Origin of the sequence: Acinetobacter sp. NEB 394 (assembly GCF_013374795.1) — a bacterium.
Classification (GTDB): domain Bacteria; phylum Pseudomonadota; class Gammaproteobacteria; order Pseudomonadales; family Moraxellaceae; genus Acinetobacter; species Acinetobacter johnsonii.
In genome coordinates, this window is the sequence record NZ_CP055277.1 from 471,288 (window position 1) to 488,932 (window position 17,645).

Sequence of the window (17,645 nt, forward strand, 5' to 3'; positions counted from 1 at the left end):
GAAAGGTAATTATATACCTTTCTTTTTAATATTTTTTAGTAAAGAAAATTTATATTCAACTTTTAAAGTATAGAGATATGGATTTTTATCACCCTTCCAACACTTCTTCTAACAACTCCTCACTCGGCGCAAAATAATAAGCACCGTCCACAGGAGTCACAAAATGAAGCATACGATCATGAATTCCATCACCACTGGTGCCGAACATACGCAGTAACATCGCATCAATAATGTTTAAATCTTTCGTATAGGCAATAAAAAATAAACCTTGCTCACCTTTACCATCGCCATATGGAAGAGAGTGACGTAGGATTTCCATTTCCTCTCCTTTATCATCTTCAACCACGACACGTGCAACGTGAGAATTTTCAGGTTTAACGTCATCATCTAGTTCAATACTTTCAAGTTTTGTCCGTCCAAAGACTTGCTCTTGAGCATCAACCTTTAGCTTTTTCCACTTTTCCAAATCATGGCAATAGCGCTGTGCAAAGATAAAAGAACCATCTGCGAATACTCCTGCATCTTCACTTAATAATGTCGTTGCAGCACGATCATCGGGAAACTGCGGGTTTTCAGTACCATCAATAAAACCAGTCAAATCTCGACCATCAAAATTGCGGAAACAGACTCGTTCATCTAAAACATCAACTTTATCTTGGATGCCTTCGAAGAACGATTGACTAAGGGCAAAACAAATATCGGTACGCTGAGCCGCAATATGAATTAAAACATCCGCAGGTGAAACAGGCATATTGAAAGAGCCATAAATTGGCTCTAGCTGTTTAAACCCTGCAGGCGCTGTAGGATGAAGTTGTGCCCAAAGTTCAGGGCCAAAAGCAACAGCCGTTTTAATTTGCGCATGTGGATATTGGGTAATAAGACGATCACGGGTGGAAAATAAATCTTCTAATTTTTCTTTAAGTTCATCAATACTTAAATCTTTTAAACGTAAAACAATAAAACGGGCATGATCTGAAGGTAATGGTAGAATTACAGATTGGGCGGTCATTCATGGCTCCTAAAAAAATTGTTATTTCTATTGGCTGTACTTATTGTGCCTTATGCAGTTTCAGCTTCATAGCCTTAAGTGATAAATTCATTGATGAATAATAAACCCTAAAAGCATGAAAGATCATATAATCTAAAGGTCATTTTTTTCTCAATACCACTATGTCATTTCAAATTTGGCTGGGCTTTGTACTCGCATGTTGGATCATTAGTATTTCTCCAGGGGCAGGGGCCATTGCGTCAATGTCGAGTGGCCTTAACTACGGTTTTTGGCATGGCTATTGGAATGCGCTGGGTTTACAACTCGCCTTGTTGGTACAGATCGGTATTGTGGCGGCTGGGGTAGGGGTACTTTTTGCCACAACGCCGTGGGCATTTTGGGCCGTGAAGTGGTTTGGTGTGGCTTATTTATTGTATTTGGCTTATTTACAATGGATGGCACCCATCCAATCGATTGAAATTCAACAAGAACAACCGACTAAGTCACGCTCCAAATTGGTGATGTATGGCTTTTTGATCAATATGAGCAATCCCAAAGCAATCGTATTTTTATTGGCAGTTTTACCGCAATTTTTGGATTTGTCTAAACCGCAGTGGAGTCAATATGCTGTGATGGCCGTCACGATGGTCACGATTGATTTGATTGTGATGGCAGGATATACGGGATTAGCAGCGAAAGTTTTAAAACTCTTAACATCACCGCGACAGCAAAAATATCTCAATCGTACTTTCGCAGTGTTATTTAGTTGTGCGGCGGGATTGCTTAGTTTGGTTCATCAGTAAGTTTAGTCTGCGTCAGTTCTGCTAAAAATTGTTGTTCGGTAACCACATGTATACCGTGCTGACGAAATAGGGCGGCAGTAATTCCTTCCCCTGCAATTTTTTGTCCAGTAAATGAGCCATCATAAATACCATCACTGCCACAGGATGGGCTATTGGCTTTGAGCACAGCATGGGTAACGTGATTGGCTTGCGCCAATGCTAAAGCTTTGTAAGCACCTTGAATAAAGACATCGCTAATCTGATGGCCATCTGAGGAAAAAACCTGTGCGTGGCCTAATAAAACATCAGCACCTGACCCGTGGCGAATTTCTGCTGCGGGACGCGGGGTTGGAAGTCCTGCACTGACTTCAGGACATAAGCTGACATAATTTTTATCGAGCAAAGCTTGAACTAACTCAGAGACTAAGCAGTCTTTGCCGTCATAACGGACTTTTTGTCCGAGTAGACATGCACTGATAAAATAACGTTTATGGCTCATTTAGTTATGTCAATTTTTTAAACTTCTGCGCGATAAAAATCAACGCAAACAGAATCGACATGGTTAAAACAATGCTGAGCCCTGTAGAGGTATTCAGTCCTGCACTGGACCATAAACCAACCGTCACCCCAATTTGCGCAATCACAAAGGCCCAAATCACCATTTGTTTTGGAGAGTGGGCAAGTAGTCGAGCGGTAAGTGCTGGAATGACAAGCAAGGCACCCATCAGTAAAGAACCCACTGCACGAAGCGCTAAAATGGTAAATAAAGCCAGTAGCAACATAAAAATCAAACGTTGCCATTTCGCACTGACGCCTTCACTAACAGCCATATCCGGGTCAATCGCAATCTGAATTTGGGCTTTCCAGTTTGTATACAGTACCGCTAAAGCGGCAATGATCACCAGTGCAAACACTGGTAAGTCTGACCAGGAAATTTGCAGCAGATCTCCAAACAGATAGCTCAGCAGTTCAGGCCTTAGGCTTGGAATGTGTTGAATAAACATCAGACCCGAGCAGAGCAAGGTCGCAGAACAGAGTGCGAGTAATGCATCATTTGGTAAACGTGGATCATGCAACACCCAAAGGATTGCCACCAACAACCCCGCAATAAAAGCTACACCCATCCACAGGGGCAACGCCATTGCTCCTGCAATCGCGACACCCAGTAACGTGCCATGTGCCATGGTGTCGGCAAAGAAAGACATGCGGCGCCATAGCATCAAACAGCCCAGTGGCGCAGTTAAAAAGACCAGAAGCGTGCCCATAATCCATGCAGGCAACAGCAGTTGTAACCATTCCATCATGAGTTAAGCTTCCGGTTCAGGGTGAATGTGTGGGCGAGCGTCATGCTGACAAGGCGTTGCACTATCACCATGTGCGCAGTGATCATGATGATGTTGATAGAACACGCGGTTGGTACCAAAAATGGCTTGATACTCAGGGTGTTGTTGCACGTTTTCAGGTAGGCCGCTACAACAAATGTGTTTATTCAAACACACTACACGATGAGTCCCTTGCATGACCCACTGCAAGTCATGTGAAACCATGAGTACAGCACAGCCGTATTTGGCGGGTAAGCTGCGTACATAGTCGTACAGCTCAGCTTCAGACTGAATGTCTAAGCCTTGCATGGGTTCATCGAGAACCAAAATATCGGGTTGACGTAACAGTGCACGAGCCAGTAAAACGCGTTGGCGCTCTCCACCTGAAAGCTGCTGTACTTTAGAATTTTCAAGTTTGCTGATCCCAGTATCGTGGATAATTTCTTGCTTGATTACAGGATCGCATTTTTCCAAAGCCAAAAGGTCTTTCACCCTAAGCGGTAGGCTATGTGAGGGATTAAATTTTTGGGGTACATAAGAAAACTTGAGTGGCTTTGTTGTTTTAATGTCGCCAGCATTAGGGTGCACAATACCCAACAGCACTTTAATGAGCGTGGATTTTCCCGCACCATTTGGGCCGATCAAGGTCACAATTTCCCGTTCATGTAAGACAAAATCGACATGCTTTAAAATGTCGCGTTCATCGATACGAACACTAATTTGGGAGAGTTCGACCAGAACCGGATCGAGGCTTATTTGTGGCGACACTGCTGACAAATTCCTGAAATTTCGATAATGCTATGTTGTGCCGTAAAACCATCGGCTGCGGAAAGTGCATCGAGTTGTTGTAATAATCCTTGGGCAGAGGCTTCTGTCACTGACTTGCAATCAGTGCAAATGAGAAAAGCGGCTTGATGGCCTTCGCGTGGATGGCAACACGGGATATAGGCATTAATCGAGGTGAGTCGGTGAATGAGGCCTTTTTCTAATAAAAAGTCTAAGGTGCGGTACACCGTCGGTGGGGCAGCAGGGCGGTCGGCATTGCTTTTAATTTTAGCCAACAAATCATACGCACCCATCGGGCCTGTCGCATTCAGGATCAATGCCAAGACTTCTTTTCTTAAGGGGGTTAGGCGCGCACCAGTTGTTGCGCACAAGACTTCTGCTTCAGCCAAACGCGTCTCAACGTTGTGATGACCATGCACATCATGTAAAGCATGGTGGTGTTCGTGAGAACAAGCGCTCATAACAAACCTCAAGTGCAAAATTTATAAAAGAAAAACGACATTAAATCTTAACATGAAGCGCAGAGAGTTTCGATTAGGCATAGGTATTTTTGTCGATTTGTTATATTATAACACTAATTGTATTTCTAGTGATTGCTCCCCATGTCCCGTTTCTTGGCTCTTTTTGCGTTTGCGCTGTTTAGTAGTGTTGCTTGGACGCAAGACTTGGTTGTTTCTACACAGCCGATTTACTTGATTGCACAGGAAGTGACGAAAGGCATTGAAAAACCAACCTTATTATTGGCCGATCAATCTGGACATGATGTAAGTTTGACCCCAATGCATCGTAAAATCATTCACGATGCAGGTTTGGTTGTTTGGCTGGGACGAGCACATGAAGCACCGCTGGATAAACTCCTGACCCCCAATGATAAAGCAGTTTCTATTTTAGATTCAGGCATTATCAATGCCTTACCACTACGAAATACCCGTGGTGATGCCTTAAAAAATACCATTGATACCCATGTTTGGCTTGACCCAAACAATGCGGTACGTATCGGTTTCTTTATTGCAGGCCTCCGTTCACAGCAGATGCCTGAGTATAAGGAGCGCTACTGGAACAATGCCAAAATCTTTGCTCAGAAAATGTTGCAAGCCTCAGCTATATATAGTCAAAGTACCCAAGCTCGCCCATATTGGTCTTTTCATGATGCCTATCAATACATTGAGCGACCTTTAAACTTACGCTTTGCAGGCGCTTTGACAGATGACCCACATATTGCCCCTACGGTTGCGCAAATCAAATACTTAAATGACAGCCGCCCTTATTCAAAGATGTGCCTTTTGGCCGAAGTGCATGCCAGTCAAGCACAATATCAAAAGTTGAACCCATTGGTTTTCCAAGCTGTTGATGAAAGCATGACTGGGGCAGGGGATTTTGTCAGCGCGTGGAAGCAATTGGCCGATCATGTGCATAAATGTGTGCTAAATGCGCGAAAGTGACGCAAAAATTAAACAATAATTGATTAGTTTAAAAGCAATTTAAACATAGAAAAAAACTCGACTTAGGTCGGGAAAAGATTGCATGTTCAGGGGTGTAACTCTATAATGCCTGCGATTAAAAATAATCATCAGCTAAACTTGTCAAGCATGATTGTTGTGAGTGAATAAATAATGAGCCGAACTAGTCGCTTGATTGACCGACGATTAGCGAAAGCTTTAGTCCTCTTACAAGCATGTATGATTCCTGTTTCAGCCTTGATCGGCTGGGTCGTGAAAGACTCAACCGCAGCCCTGAGTGCAGCATTAGGTGCGCTCGTGTGTTGGCTTGCGACTTGCTATTTTTCATGGCAGTCGTTTCGAGCAGCAGGAGCTCGCGCTTCTAAACAAGTTCTTGCGAACATGTATAAAGGCATGATGGGTAAGTTTGCAATTGTGATTGTTGGTTTCATTTTAATTTTAAGCAATGTCAAACCGTTGTCAGCGGTGGCGTTGTTTTGTGGTTTTATGCTCGTTCAAGCCATGACGTGGGTTGCTCCATTTTGGGTGTCGCGTCAACAAAAACGAGTTTAATAAGCACTACAAAAAATTGAAAAGTTTTTTAGGAGATGGACGAGATATCAAGCAGCACGCGATGTTCGTTCTCTCTATTTGTATTTGACATTGACCAGGTGTGATTTATGGCTGCTGAAGAACATGCCCTTACTTCGACCGAGTATATCAAGCATCACTTGACGAATATGACTTATGGCAAAATGCCAGACGGTTCATGGAAGTTGGCTGAGACTGCTGAAGAAGCTCAACAGATGGGGTTCACTGCTATTCACTTGGATTCAATGGGTTGGTCTATCACTCTTGGTGTGATTTTCTGTTTGTTGTTCTGGTGCGTAGCGAAAGCTGCAAACTCTGGTGTTCCAACCAAGTTCCAGTCTGCAATTGAAATGATCATTGAGTTTGTGGACTCAAGTGTTCGCGACACTTTCCATGGCAAATCACGCTTAATTGCGCCACTTGCATTGACCATTTTCGTGTGGATTTTCCTCATGAACGCAATGGACTTAATCCCAGTTGACTTTATTCCATATACAGCTCAACTGATTGGTGCAAGTGTATTTGGTATGGATCCTCATCACGTTTACTTCAAGGTTGTACCTTCTACAGATCCAAACATTACCCTAGGTATGTCTTTATCTGTATTTGTACTGATCTTGTTCTACAGTATTCGCGAAAAGGGGATTGGTGGTTTCGTTGGCGAATTAGCACTTAACCCATTTAACCCAAGTAACCCAGTTGCAAAAGCGTTATTGATTCCAGTGAACTTAATTCTTGAATTAGTAACATTCCTTGCACGTCCAGTTTCATTGGCTCTGCGACTTTTCGGTAACATGTATGCAGGTGAGTTAATCTTCATCCTTATCGCATTATTACCGTTCTGGATCCAATGGGCGTTGTCTGTGCCTTGGGCGATCTTCCACATTCTTGTTATCACGCTACAAGCATTCATCTTTATGATGCTGACTATCGTATACTTGAGCATGGCAAGCGAAAAGCATTAATGGTAATGCCCAACTATCACTGGATGGTTGGGCGCACAATTTTTTAATTTAATTTGGTATAAACCTAACCTCTGAGGAATTATCATGGAACTCACTTTAGGTCTAGTTGCAATTGCATCTGCTATCTTGATCGCTTTTGGTGCTTTAGGTACTGCGATTGGTTTTGGTCTTTTAGGCGGTCGCTTCCTTGAAGCTGTTGCACGTCAACCAGAATTGGCTCCACAACTTCAAACTCGTATGTTCTTAATCGCGGGTCTTCTTGATGCTGTGCCTATGATCGGTGTTGGTATTGGCTTGTTCTTCATCTTTGCTAATCCATTTGTAGGTTAATCAGCTTAATTCCTAAATTAAACTATTGAGGAATAGCAATGAATATCAACCTCACATTGATTGGCCAAGCGATTGCATTTGCGATGTTTGTCGCATTCTGCATGAAATTTGTATGGCCACCACTAATCAATGCGATTAGTGAGCGTCAGCGTAAAATCGCTGATGGCTTAAACGCTGCTGAAAAAGCAAAAGCTGATCTTGCGGATGCGCAAGCTCAAGTGAAAGCTGAATTAGATGCAGCGAAAGCGCAAGCGGCTCAATTGATCGAACAAGCGAACCGTCGCGGTGCACAATTGGTAGAAGAAGCTCGTACTCAAGCGTCAGCTGAAGGTGAGCGTATTCGTCAACAAGCAAAAGAAGCTGTTGATACAGAAATCAATTCTGCTCGTGAAGAATTACGTCAACAAGTTGCTGATCTTGCAGTAACAGGTGCTGAGAAAATTCTTAGCCAAAAAGTTGATGCTGAAGCTCACAATGCCATGCTGACTCAGCTGGCTGCTAAACTTTAAGAGAGGCGGATTATGGCTGAACTCTTGACGTTGGCACGCCCGTACGCTAAAGCAGCATTTGCTTACGCTTCTGAGCAAAATGCAACTGACTCTTGGTCATCTGCATTGAACTTGCTCAGTGCTGCGGTGCAAGACGAAGCATTTTCAGCTTTATTAACTCGCCCTGAGCTTACTCCTGCTGAGCAGGTAAGTCTTTTTGCAAAAGTATTAGGCGAAGACCAAACTGCAGCAGTGTCAAACTTTTTGACATTGCTTGCTGAAAACAACCGTTTGGCGCTTCTTCCTGAAATTTCTGCTGAATACGAGCAGCTCAAATCACAGAATAACAATACTGTGGATGTAGTGATTGAATCTGCATTCCCATTGACTTCTGTACAAGAACAATTACTTGCACATGCTTTAGAGAAAAAATTTGAAGCTGCAGTAAATGTTTCTGTAGAAGTTAAACCAGAGCTTATTGCTGGTGTTGTTATTCGTGCAGGCGACCAAGTGATAGATGATTCTGCGCTTAACAAGCTAGAAAAAATGCGGACTCGTCTTCTTGCTTAATTGCATATGAAGACTGAACTTTAAAAAGATTGAGGTATAGCGCAATGCAACAACTGAATCCATCCGAGATCAGTGCGCTCATTAAACAGCGTATCGGCGATCTGGACACCAGCGCGACCGCTAAAAACGAAGGGACCATTGTTATGGTTTCCGACGGTATTGTGCGTATTCACGGCCTTGCTGATGCAATGTACGGTGAAATGATCGAATTCGACGGCGGCTTATACGGTATGGCACTGAACCTAGAACAGGATTCAGTGGGCGTCGTTGTTTTAGGTAACTACTTAAGCCTTCAAGAAGGTCAAAAAGCGCGTTGCACAGGTCGTGTATTAGAAGTTCCGGTTGGTCCAGAACTTTTAGGCCGTGTAGTAGATGCTTTGGGTAACCCAATTGATGGTAAAGGCCCAATTGATGCAAAATTAACTGATGCTGTTGAAAAAGTAGCACCAGGCGTAATTTGGCGTCAATCAGTGGATCAACCTGTACAAACTGGTTATAAATCAGTAGATACAATGATCCCTGTAGGCCGTGGTCAGCGTGAGTTGATCATTGGTGACCGTCAAACTGGTAAAACAGCGATGGCGATCGATGCGATCATCGCTCAGAAAAACTCTGGCATTAAATGTGTATACGTAGCAATTGGTCAAAAACAATCGACTATTGCTAACGTTGTGCGCAAGCTAGAAGAAACTGGCGCTATGGCGTATACCACTGTTGTAGCAGCAGCTGCAGCCGATCCAGCAGCAATGTTGTACTTGGCTCCATACTCTGGCTGTACAATGGGTGAATACTTCCGTGACCGCGGTGAAGATGCACTGATCATTTATGATGATTTGTCTAAGCAAGCTGTTGCTTACCGTCAAATTTCATTGTTATTACGTCGTCCACCAGGTCGTGAAGCGTATCCAGGTGACGTATTCTATCTTCACTCACGTCTTCTTGAGCGTGCTTCGCGCGTTTCTGCTGACTATGTTGAGAAATTCACGAATGGTGAAGTTAAAGGCCAAACTGGTTCATTAACTGCATTACCAATCATTGAAACTCAAGCGGGTGACGTATCTGCATTCGTACCAACGAACGTAATTTCGATCACTGACGGTCAGATCTTCCTTGAAACATCATTATTCAACGCAGGTATTCGTCCTGCTGTGAACGCGGGTATCTCTGTATCTCGTGTTGGTGGTTCAGCGCAGACTAAGATCATCAAAAAATTGTCTGGTGGTATCCGTACTGCTTTGGCGCAATACCGTGAATTGGCAGCGTTTGCTCAGTTCGCTTCTGACCTTGATGAAGCAACTCGTAAGCAACTTGAACATGGTCAACGTGTAACTGAATTAATGAAGCAAAAACAATATGCTCCATATTCAATTGCTGACCAAGCTGTTTCAATTTATGCATCTAACGAAGGCTACATGGCTGACGTTGAAGTGAAGAAAATCGTAGACTTTGATGCTGCGTTAATCTCTTACTTCCGTTCAGAAAATGCTGCGTTAATGCAAAACATCGATGAAACTGGTGATTACAACAAAGACATCGAAGCTGCAATTAAAGCAGGTATTGAAAGCTTTAAAGCGACTCAAACTTACTAATTTCAACTTCAGTTGGATTTAGTTTTGGTTTGGTTCACGGAATCAACCTTCGAGGGCTCGAAAGGGCCTTCGAATACTAGGTTAAGCGTATGGCAAATTTAAAAGAAATTCGCGCCAAAGTAGCTAGTATCAAAAGCACGCAGAAAATTACTCGCGCGATGCAGATGGTAGCAGCTTCTAAGATGCGTCGTGCGCAAGAGCGCATGGCTCAAGGCCGTCCGTATGCCGAAAATATGCACCGTGTAATTGCTCACTTGGTTCAAGCGAATCCTGAATACAAACACCGTTATATGGTTGAACGCCCTGTAAAGCGCGTTGGCTATATCATTGTGTCTTCAGATCGCGGCCTTGCTGGTGGTTTGAACATTAACTTGTTCAAAAAAGTGGTTAAACACGTACAACAGCAACAAGAGCAGTCAATTGAAGTTCAATTTGCTTTAATTGGTCAAAAAGCGGTTTCGTTTTTTAAAAACTACGGCGGTAAAGTGCTGGGTGCTACGACAAATGTCGGTGATACACCAAGCCTTGAACAGTTATCTGGTTCTGTACAGGTGATGTTAGACGCATTTGATAAAGGCGAGTTAGATCGTATTTATCTCGTGTCAAACGGCTTTGTCAATGCCATGACTCAAAATCAAAAAATCGAACAACTTGTTCCTTTAGCAACTGCTGAAGAAAACAAGACCCTTAACCGTCAATACGGTTGGGATTATATCTATGAGCCTGAAGCTGAACAGCTTTTAAATGGCTTATTGGTTCGTTATATCGAGTCTGTGGTATATCAAGGCGTGATCGAAAACATCGCGTGTGAGCAGTCAGCTCGTATGGTTGCAATGAAAGCTGCAACGGATAACGCAGGTGATTTGATCAAGAGCCTACAACTTATTTATAACAAGCTGCGTCAAGCCGCGATTACTCAGGAAATTTCTGAGATCGTTGGTGGTGCCGCTGCCGTTTAACATTATTTTGAATTGAGGAGACAGCAATGAGTAGCGGTCGTATCATTCAGATCATCGGCGCGGTTATCGACGTCGAGTTTGAACGTAACAGCGTTCCTAAGATCTATGACGCTCTCCATGTTGATGGCACTGAAACTACATTAGAAGTTCAGCAACAACTTGGTGATGGCGTAGTTCGTACTATTGCAATGGGTTCTACTGAAGGCCTTAAGCGTGGTTTGAACGTAACGAATTCTAACGCACCGATCTCTGTACCAGTAGGTACAGCGACTCTAGGTCGTATCATGGACGTTCTTGGTCGCCCAATCGACGAAGCTGGTCCAGTTGCAACTGAAGCGCGTTTGCCAATTCACCGTCAAGCACCTTCTTATGCTGAACAAGCTGCTTCTACTGACCTTTTAGAAACGGGTATTAAAGTCATCGACTTACTTTGCCCATTCGCTAAAGGTGGTAAAGTTGGTCTGTTCGGTGGTGCCGGTGTTGGTAAAACTGTAAACATGATGGAGTTGATCAACAACATCGCTAAAGCGCACTCAGGTTTATCTGTGTTCGCTGGTGTTGGTGAGCGTACTCGTGAAGGTAACGACTTCTATCACGAGATGAAAGACTCAAACGTTCTAGACAAAGTAGCAATGGTCTACGGTCAGATGAACGAGCCACCGGGTAACCGTTTACGCGTAGCGTTGACTGGTTTGACCATGGCTGAGTACTTCCGTGACGAGAAAGACGAAAACGGCAAAGGTCGTGACGTATTATTGTTCGTAGATAACATTTACCGTTATACACTAGCAGGTACTGAAGTATCAGCACTTCTAGGTCGTATGCCATCTGCAGTAGGTTACCAACCGACACTTGCAGAAGAGATGGGTGTTCTTCAAGAACGTATTACATCGACTAAGTCTGGTTCTATTACGTCAATCCAAGCGGTATATGTACCTGCCGATGACTTAACAGATCCATCGCCTGCAACTACGTTTGCTCACTTAGATGCAACTGTAGTATTGAGCCGTGACATCGCATCTTCTGGTATTTACCCAGCGATCGATCCACTTGACTCAACTTCACGTCAGTTAGATCCACTCGTAGTGGGTGCTGAGCATTACGAGATCGCTCGTTCAGTTCAAAACGTTCTTCAACGTTATAAAGAATTGAAAGACATCATCGCGATTCTTGGTATGGACGAACTTGCAGAAGAAGATAAGTTGACTGTTTACCGTGCGCGTAAAATCCAACGTTTCTTCTCTCAACCGTTCCACGTAGCTGAAGTGTTTACTGGTGCTCCTGGTAAACTTGTACCGCTTAAAGAAACGATTCGTGGCTTTAAAGGTCTTTTAGCTGGTGAATATGACCACATTCCAGAACAAGCGTTCTATATGGTTGGTGGTATTGACGAAGTAATTGCTAAAGCTGAGAAACTTTAATTAGTTACCTAATTTAGGAGATTCTCATGTCGACTATGCAGTGTGATGTTGTAAGTGTTCAAGAGTCTTTGTACTCTGGCGCTGTAACGATGTTAATTGCTAAAGGTGCTGGTGGTGAATTAGGTATTATGCCTGGTCACGCGCCACTAGTAACTTTACTCAAGCCGGGTACAATCCGTGTTCTGCTTGAAAACGGTACAGAAGAGTTAATCTATGTATCTGGTGGTGTTCTAGAAGTTCAACCGCATGTTGTTACGGTTCTTGCAGATACTGCAGTCCGTGCAGAAAACTTAGATGAAGCAGCAATTCTTGAAGCGCGTAAACACGCTGAACAATTGCTTGCAAATCAAAAGAGCGACTTGGACTCGGCTGCTGCTTTGGCTGCTCTTGCAGAAACTGCTGCTCAGTTGGAAACCATCCGCAAAATCAAAAACCGCGCTCAATAAGCGACGGTTTGAGATTAAAAAAAGCCACCGAAAGGTGGCTTTTTTTATGTCAGTTGATAAAAAGGCGTCAATTGCTTATTTCATGATGAGTTTGTTGGTTTCTTAGTTGTCATTGTTCAAATGGACTGGATTGGTCTGCTGCATACATGCAATCTTTGTTTTGCATGATAGTGCTTCGTCTTTTAACTGTGCGCTGGCTTGTAGAATATTTTGAATACACAATTTTTAAAATTCATCTGAATCAATGCTCCTATGCTTGATATATTTCGTTAAGCAAGGACATAGCTATCTAAAGTTGCATATCTTTTATTCAACAGAAGTTATATTTTGAAAGCTTCTCTGTAAGCGAAGATGAATATGAACCTGATTGCGCATGAATCCCACTTTTGGGAACTTTACCAAGATTTTGAGCATTATTATCTGAGTATTGCAGTCGATATGAGTTCAGTGGTGTCGTGTTGGGACTTGGTACTGACTTCAGAAGAAATATTGCAATATGAACATCGGGGTCGCGCGAGCATTCAGGAGCTGACCAAAGCCATGATTGAAGCAGCTTATAAAGGTGATTTCTCAATGATGGAATCACGTTTAGCCAAGCCATATGAGCGTCACGCCATGCAAAAGGCTTTTAAAGAATGGTTAGCACAGAGCAAAACTCAGGAACAGTCCTCGTTTTGATGAGGTGTGAGCTTAAAGCATTGTTTTAAAATTATTTTAAAAAGCTCTGACGCAATTGGCTGAACATCATGCGGCTAACGGTATCGTGCTGCGTCTCGATCAGCTTTTTGATTTGCTCAACCTGAGGCTTATCTTCAGGAATCAAAATCTCTGAATCGATTTCGATATCTGAATTTGACATGGTAGTGGATGGTTGCGTAAGTAAATTTGAAGATGGGTGTTCGGCATGCCAAAGCTGTGTTTCGAGTGACATGATGTACTTATATTCATCAGTATTCGGGTTAAACCTCTTATAAAGCCTTAAGTCTTGCATCGCATCTTGACGGCTTCGGCGAGGCATATCTGTTTCGACTTCCAACCATTCAGAGATCACTGGATGAATTTCATGTTGCATCAGTTGGTAAGAAAGCCAATCGCTGAGCAGGCTATGATCGATGTCAGACAGATATGGGCTCTTGTGTTGCAGCAATTGTTGTAAGTGTTCGAGAATCAAAATTTCTTGCTTTTGTAAGGCATAGCGCGCTTCAGCATCAAATTGTTGGTATTCTTCGGCTGGAATTTCAGTGAAATGTTGTTGTTCAACGAAGGCATCTACAATATGCGTCTGAAATAATGTATTCCATTGCTCTAGCGCATGAATTTCAAGCTGTTGTAGCTCTTTAAACGCTTTGCTCTGATAGCGGCTGAGTTGCAGGCGCTGAATATTTTGCTGGTTGAGCTCAATTTTTTGCTTGATGTATTCAGCATAAGCACCTTGTTGTTTGGGGCTGACAGGGCTTGTAACATCGACCAAAAGTAACTGCTGTTGTTGTTTGTATTTGAGCCAGTCCTGAATACGTTGAACTTCTTTATGCTCTTTAGAAAAAAACTGGGTTAAGTGTGGCGTGGTTTTTTCAGGCATTAAAAAGTGCATCCCGCCAAAGACGATGATTGCTAAACAGGCGATCACAAGAATGACTTTTTTCATTATAAAAATGTTTTTCTGTGTTTCTTATTTGTACATGGTAGCTTAAAAATGAGAAATAGTTAATGTTTTTTCATTAAAGCTTCAAATCGGTATGGGTGAAATTGAAAATTCACCTTGCCCAAGAATACGAACTTTATACAGTGCATCAAAGCCTTCAGCGTAGTGTGGAGGTTCAAATTTTTGAGCGGTGGCTCTGATTCCGACTTCAGGAATGCAGGCTTTGCCTTCACGTAAGTGGTTGCGTTCCAGTGCACCTTTAAGCTCAGTCTCAAAGAAATAGCCAACAATTTCAAAGCCTGCGGCCTGAGCACTGGCAATATAACGCGCACGATCGGCTGGCGTAGGGTTGGTATTATCAATCACCATTTTGGTTTTTGAGGCCAGTCCTGCTTCAAAAATGATTTTTTCACGATGCCGTGTTTTCAGCATATCAAGGTTGATGCGCAAATGGCTATGTGCCAAATTCAGCAGATAATAGCTCGATTTTCCCGAAGCTTGGATGCCCATAAAAATAATCAGCTGCATGTGTGAAATCGTGCCTCAATCAAAGTAGGAGAAAACGGTTGTAGTCATTTTCTCCTACTCTATTGCTGAAAGCACCAATATTTACATGTTTTAAGATTGGTTTGTGTTTGAGCTATCATTCTCAGCTTGCTGAGGAATCATCATTGAAGCGAGTTTCAACATTTCAGATTGAATAGTGCCCATTTGCTGTTGCATCTTTTTAAAGTCGACTTGGCTGAAATCCACCTGTCCATTTAAAAAAGGCGAAGCTAAAACTTGTTGGTTGGCAGATAGTAATTTTTCACGGATATCATTGATTTCTTGTGTTTTAAGATTTAGGCCATTCAAGGCATTATTGAAACCTGTGAGCTGTTGTTGTAAAGCTGTCGCGGCGTGTTGCAACTGTTGCTGATCGTGCTGTTCAATTGCGGCCTGCAAGTCACTTTGGGTTTCTTGCAGCTGAGTGACGTATTCACCTGCTTTTAATTGCATATCTGCCACATCACGCACGATATAGAGCATGTTGCCACTTTTCAGTTCAGCTTTTTCAGGGCTTTGTGTACTCGCAGATTGGTTTTGCTCAGATGACTCAGTCTGGATGTCTTGCTGATTCGGCTCTGTTGCTTGCTCACAGCCAATGAGTAGGATGCCTGAACTAAACAGTGCAAAAGGAAGAACTAAGTTTTGTAAAAGTTTTTTCATCATCAAATCAATATTGGGCTATGTGTTTTTTAATATAAGGGCAAAATGTGTAGATAAAATGCTGGGTTTCAAAGTCATAACAAAACTTTTTAAAACAAAAAAAGAGTGCCTGAGCACTCTTCATTTACAGCAGTTTAACCAGCAATGATTTTAATAATGGAATGATTACGAATGTCTGTCAGTACATAGTCGCCATTCACTTTAATCCACTGTTGGTTTTTAGCCGGTTTGCTGAGTTTTTTGTATTTTTGGTGATCTACTTTATAGGCATTGCTATGGTAAGCGCTTGGGAGTTTTTGACCGGCTTTCCAGTCTTGAGATGGACGGTTGGCTTTTTTGACAGTGGCTTGAGTTGGCTGTTGATGTCCATTTGATGTCTGCTGTTGCGCATGTCCGTGTGACTGAGCTGCGTGATGTTGCTGATGTTGTTCTTGTGGTGCTGCTAGTGTAGGAAGGGCAATCAATGCCGTTGAGATAGATAAAATAGCTGCTTTTATAAAGGTATTCATGAGCTTCACTTTTGGTTGTCTTGAGCGGATAGATGCATCATAGAGTGAAGTATTTGATTGATCGTGAATGAAGTGTTGTAAAATCATCAAAATAAAGAAGAAATCATGAAGATTGAGCCGATTCGAGTGCCATTATTCATTTAAAAAATAAAATATAAGCAGCCGTTAAATTCGACTGCTTATAAACAGCTTCTGGCTTATTTGGCCAATTCAGCATTGATAGCATCGACAATACGCGGATCATTGGCTGTAATGTCCGGTGCAAAACGCGCAACCACTTCGCCATTTTTATTGATTAAGAATTTCTCGAAGTTCCACAGCACTTCAGGTGGTTCGTTCGGTGTTAAACCATAGTCTACCAAGTCTTTCCACCAAGGGCCTTCACCAATGCGTTCAGGCACCGCTTGGGTGAGCGTTTCATATAGTGGATGCTTATCATCCCCAGCAACCGAGATTTTTGAAAAAAGCGGGAAATCCACTTGATAGTTTAAAGAGCAGAATTCTTGAATTTCAGCATCTGAACCCGGTTCTTGTGCCAAGAAATTGTTGGCAGGAAAACCTAGAATCTCTAAACCCTGTGATTTTTTGTCTTGATAGAGTTTTTCTAAACCTTCGTACTGCGGTGTGAGGCCACATTTAGATGCCACATTCACCACCAGGAGAACTTTACCTTGGTATTGGTTTAAGTTGATGTCTTCGCCCTGAATGGATTTGACTGGAATATTATAAATCGAAGTGCTCATTTGCGTGTCCTTATACGATGTGCATTTTATTGTGTTGGAAGCGTTCGACAAAGTCACGCCCATTTGCGGATTGATCGCAACAAAAAAGCAAGCCAAGGCTTGCTTTAAAGGGTAGGGAGGTCATTAAGACGCTGGAGCCGCTTTGACTTTCGCTTCCAAAGCCGTTACGTCAGCAATGATCGATTTCTGCAATTCAGTCGCTTTGTTTTGAAGTTCGGTGATTTTCGCGCTATCTGGCGTTGTTTTTGTACTTTCTTTGGTGAGCTCGACACCCAGATCATTGGCGTCCTGCATTTTTTCACGTAAAGCATCTACTTCAGCACTTTTTAAGGTTAAGGCATCTAATTCATCATTAAATTGCTTCACATAGGTTTCTGTTTTTTCAACCATATTTTTAATTTGAGCGGGATCCTTTTTCTCTAAGGTTGCACTCACTTCTTTTTGAAACGCGGTGGCTTCTTGAGCTTTGGCATTCGATAGCGTTTGTACGGCTAACAAATCGGCTTGAATATCGGCAATATTGTTATTGCTATGATTAGCAACGATAGTGGTTGCTTCGGTTGAGGTCGCTTCAGATGCAGACGTCGTTTGTTCAACGGCTGGCTCAGTTCCTTTTTTTTCGCACGCAGCCAAAGTAAGTGTGGCCATACAAACTGTGGTTAAAAGTAACTTTTTCATAACGACATCCTTCTATCGGGAAATATGTTTTTGTAGGCCAGAGTCTAAGAGCAATGACCAATCAATTAAAAAATACGTTCGCTAGAACAGCATCAATACGATGCAGAGATCGTTGACATTGTTCTATGGTGTTTTTGTAGAGTGAAGCTGCTGAAATGCATCAATTTATTGAAATGTATAGTTTTGCA

Annotated in this window: 23 protein-coding genes; 12 read left to right on the forward strand and 11 right to left on the reverse strand. The window is 42.6% G+C overall.

The genetic code is table 11. The features are described 5' to 3' along the window. Positions 1-88 precede the first annotated feature (88 nt). Positions 89-1,009 (reverse strand): Dyp-type peroxidase, encoded by a 921-nt coding sequence (locus HUK62_RS02095; RefSeq protein ID WP_176536965.1) that lies wholly within the window; start codon positions 1,007-1,009, stop codon positions 89-91. A 161-nt stretch (positions 1,010-1,170) separates the two neighbouring features. On the opposite strand from HUK62_RS02095, the gene HUK62_RS02100 reads away from it, so the two are divergent. Then, on the forward strand, positions 1,171-1,791 hold the full coding sequence (locus HUK62_RS02100) for a LysE family transporter (RefSeq protein ID WP_176536966.1): 621 nt from the start codon (positions 1,171-1,173) through the stop codon (positions 1,789-1,791). Here the strand turns inward: HUK62_RS02100 and HUK62_RS02105 are convergent. Genes HUK62_RS02105 through HUK62_RS02120 form a run of 4 tightly spaced genes read right to left on the reverse strand, consistent with a single transcriptional unit; the run spans position 1,772 to position 4,339 of the window. After that, complete coding sequence (locus HUK62_RS02105) at positions 1,772-2,269, reverse strand: DUF523 domain-containing protein (RefSeq protein WP_010325640.1); 498 nt, start codon at positions 2,267-2,269, stop codon at positions 1,772-1,774. The two genes, HUK62_RS02100 and HUK62_RS02105, sit on opposite strands and share 20 nt — an antisense overlap. Before the next feature lie 4 nt (positions 2,270-2,273). Further along, the gene (gene znuB / locus HUK62_RS02110; RefSeq protein ID WP_176536967.1) at positions 2,274-3,074 is read right to left on the reverse strand and encodes a zinc ABC transporter permease subunit ZnuB; all 801 of its coding nucleotides are present in this window, start codon (positions 3,072-3,074) and stop codon (positions 2,274-2,276) included. A gap of 3 nt (positions 3,075-3,077) precedes the next feature. Further along, on the reverse strand, positions 3,078-3,860 hold the full coding sequence (gene znuC / locus HUK62_RS02115) for a zinc ABC transporter ATP-binding protein ZnuC (protein ID WP_176536968.1): 783 nt from the start codon (positions 3,858-3,860) through the stop codon (positions 3,078-3,080). Next, the gene (locus HUK62_RS02120) at positions 3,845-4,339 is read right to left on the reverse strand and encodes a transcriptional repressor (RefSeq protein ID WP_004984035.1); all 495 of its coding nucleotides are present in this window, start codon (positions 4,337-4,339) and stop codon (positions 3,845-3,847) included. Before HUK62_RS02120 ends, znuC begins: the two co-directional genes overlap by 16 nt. A gap of 141 nt (positions 4,340-4,480) precedes the next feature. Between HUK62_RS02120 and HUK62_RS02125 the strand changes: the two genes are divergently transcribed. The 11 genes from HUK62_RS02125 to HUK62_RS02175 all read left to right on the forward strand — a co-directional run bounded on the left by HUK62_RS02125 (position 4,481) and on the right by HUK62_RS02175 (position 13,354). Then, positions 4,481-5,320, forward strand: a complete 840-nt coding sequence (locus tag HUK62_RS02125) for a zinc ABC transporter substrate-binding protein (RefSeq protein WP_176536969.1) — start codon at positions 4,481-4,483, stop codon at positions 5,318-5,320. Between the two features lie 171 nt (positions 5,321-5,491). Continuing rightward, positions 5,492-5,890, forward strand: a complete 399-nt coding sequence (locus HUK62_RS02130; RefSeq protein WP_176536970.1) for an ATP synthase subunit I — start codon at positions 5,492-5,494, stop codon at positions 5,888-5,890. A gap of 107 nt (positions 5,891-5,997) precedes the next feature. Further along, positions 5,998-6,873: a F0F1 ATP synthase subunit A gene (atpB, locus tag HUK62_RS02135; protein ID WP_004684418.1), complete on the forward strand. Its 876-nt coding sequence runs from the start codon at positions 5,998-6,000 to the stop codon at positions 6,871-6,873. Positions 6,874-6,957: 84 nt separating this feature from the next. Then, positions 6,958-7,203: a F0F1 ATP synthase subunit C gene (atpE, locus tag HUK62_RS02140; protein WP_000424060.1), complete on the forward strand. Its 246-nt coding sequence runs from the start codon at positions 6,958-6,960 to the stop codon at positions 7,201-7,203. A 38-nt stretch (positions 7,204-7,241) separates the two neighbouring features. Continuing rightward, a complete protein-coding gene (locus HUK62_RS02145; RefSeq protein WP_004684420.1) occupies positions 7,242-7,712 on the forward strand; it encodes a F0F1 ATP synthase subunit B in 471 nt (156 codons plus the stop codon). Between the two features lie 12 nt (positions 7,713-7,724). Beyond that, positions 7,725-8,261 (forward strand): F0F1 ATP synthase subunit delta, encoded by a 537-nt coding sequence (locus HUK62_RS02150; RefSeq protein WP_176536971.1) that lies wholly within the window; start codon positions 7,725-7,727, stop codon positions 8,259-8,261. 44 nt (positions 8,262-8,305) lie between these two features. After that, a complete protein-coding gene (atpA, locus tag HUK62_RS02155; RefSeq protein ID WP_004684423.1) occupies positions 8,306-9,850 on the forward strand; it encodes a F0F1 ATP synthase subunit alpha in 1,545 nt (514 codons plus the stop codon). A gap of 89 nt (positions 9,851-9,939) precedes the next feature. Beyond that, positions 9,940-10,809 (forward strand): F0F1 ATP synthase subunit gamma, encoded by an 870-nt coding sequence (gene atpG, locus HUK62_RS02160; RefSeq protein WP_004684424.1) that lies wholly within the window; start codon positions 9,940-9,942, stop codon positions 10,807-10,809. Between the two features lie 26 nt (positions 10,810-10,835). After that, entirely contained in the window at positions 10,836-12,230 is a 1,395-nt protein-coding gene (gene atpD, locus HUK62_RS02165) for a F0F1 ATP synthase subunit beta (protein ID WP_176536972.1), read from the forward strand. Positions 12,231-12,256: 26 nt separating this feature from the next. Then, positions 12,257-12,676: a F0F1 ATP synthase subunit epsilon gene (locus tag HUK62_RS02170; RefSeq protein ID WP_004684427.1), complete on the forward strand. Its 420-nt coding sequence runs from the start codon at positions 12,257-12,259 to the stop codon at positions 12,674-12,676. 357 nt (positions 12,677-13,033) lie between these two features. Next, positions 13,034-13,354, forward strand: coding sequence for a hypothetical protein (locus HUK62_RS02175; protein ID WP_176536973.1), 321 nt, complete (start codon positions 13,034-13,036; stop codon positions 13,352-13,354). Positions 13,355-13,385: 31 nt separating this feature from the next. Here HUK62_RS02175 and HUK62_RS02180 read toward each other — a convergent pair whose 3' ends face one another. From HUK62_RS02180 to HUK62_RS02205, 6 genes are all read right to left on the reverse strand, one after another. Then, positions 13,386-14,321: a hypothetical protein gene (locus HUK62_RS02180; protein ID WP_176536974.1), complete on the reverse strand. Its 936-nt coding sequence runs from the start codon at positions 14,319-14,321 to the stop codon at positions 13,386-13,388. 81 nt (positions 14,322-14,402) lie between these two features. Beyond that, the gene (locus tag HUK62_RS02185; protein ID WP_126038746.1) at positions 14,403-14,846 is read right to left on the reverse strand and encodes an AAA family ATPase; all 444 of its coding nucleotides are present in this window, start codon (positions 14,844-14,846) and stop codon (positions 14,403-14,405) included. 90 nt (positions 14,847-14,936) lie between these two features. Next, on the reverse strand, positions 14,937-15,527 hold the full coding sequence (locus HUK62_RS02190; protein ID WP_176536975.1) for a hypothetical protein: 591 nt from the start codon (positions 15,525-15,527) through the stop codon (positions 14,937-14,939). Between the two features lie 134 nt (positions 15,528-15,661). Continuing rightward, positions 15,662-16,036 carry an RcnB family protein gene (locus tag HUK62_RS02195; protein WP_176536976.1) on the reverse strand — a complete coding sequence of 125 codons (375 nt, stop codon included), beginning with the start codon at positions 16,034-16,036 and terminating at the stop codon, positions 15,662-15,664. Positions 16,037-16,233: 197 nt separating this feature from the next. Continuing rightward, complete coding sequence (locus HUK62_RS02200; protein ID WP_004984048.1) at positions 16,234-16,779, reverse strand: glutathione peroxidase; 546 nt, start codon at positions 16,777-16,779, stop codon at positions 16,234-16,236. A 123-nt stretch (positions 16,780-16,902) separates the two neighbouring features. Beyond that, positions 16,903-17,457 (reverse strand): hypothetical protein, encoded by a 555-nt coding sequence (locus HUK62_RS02205; protein WP_176536977.1) that lies wholly within the window; start codon positions 17,455-17,457, stop codon positions 16,903-16,905. Positions 17,458-17,645: the final 188 nt, after the last annotated feature.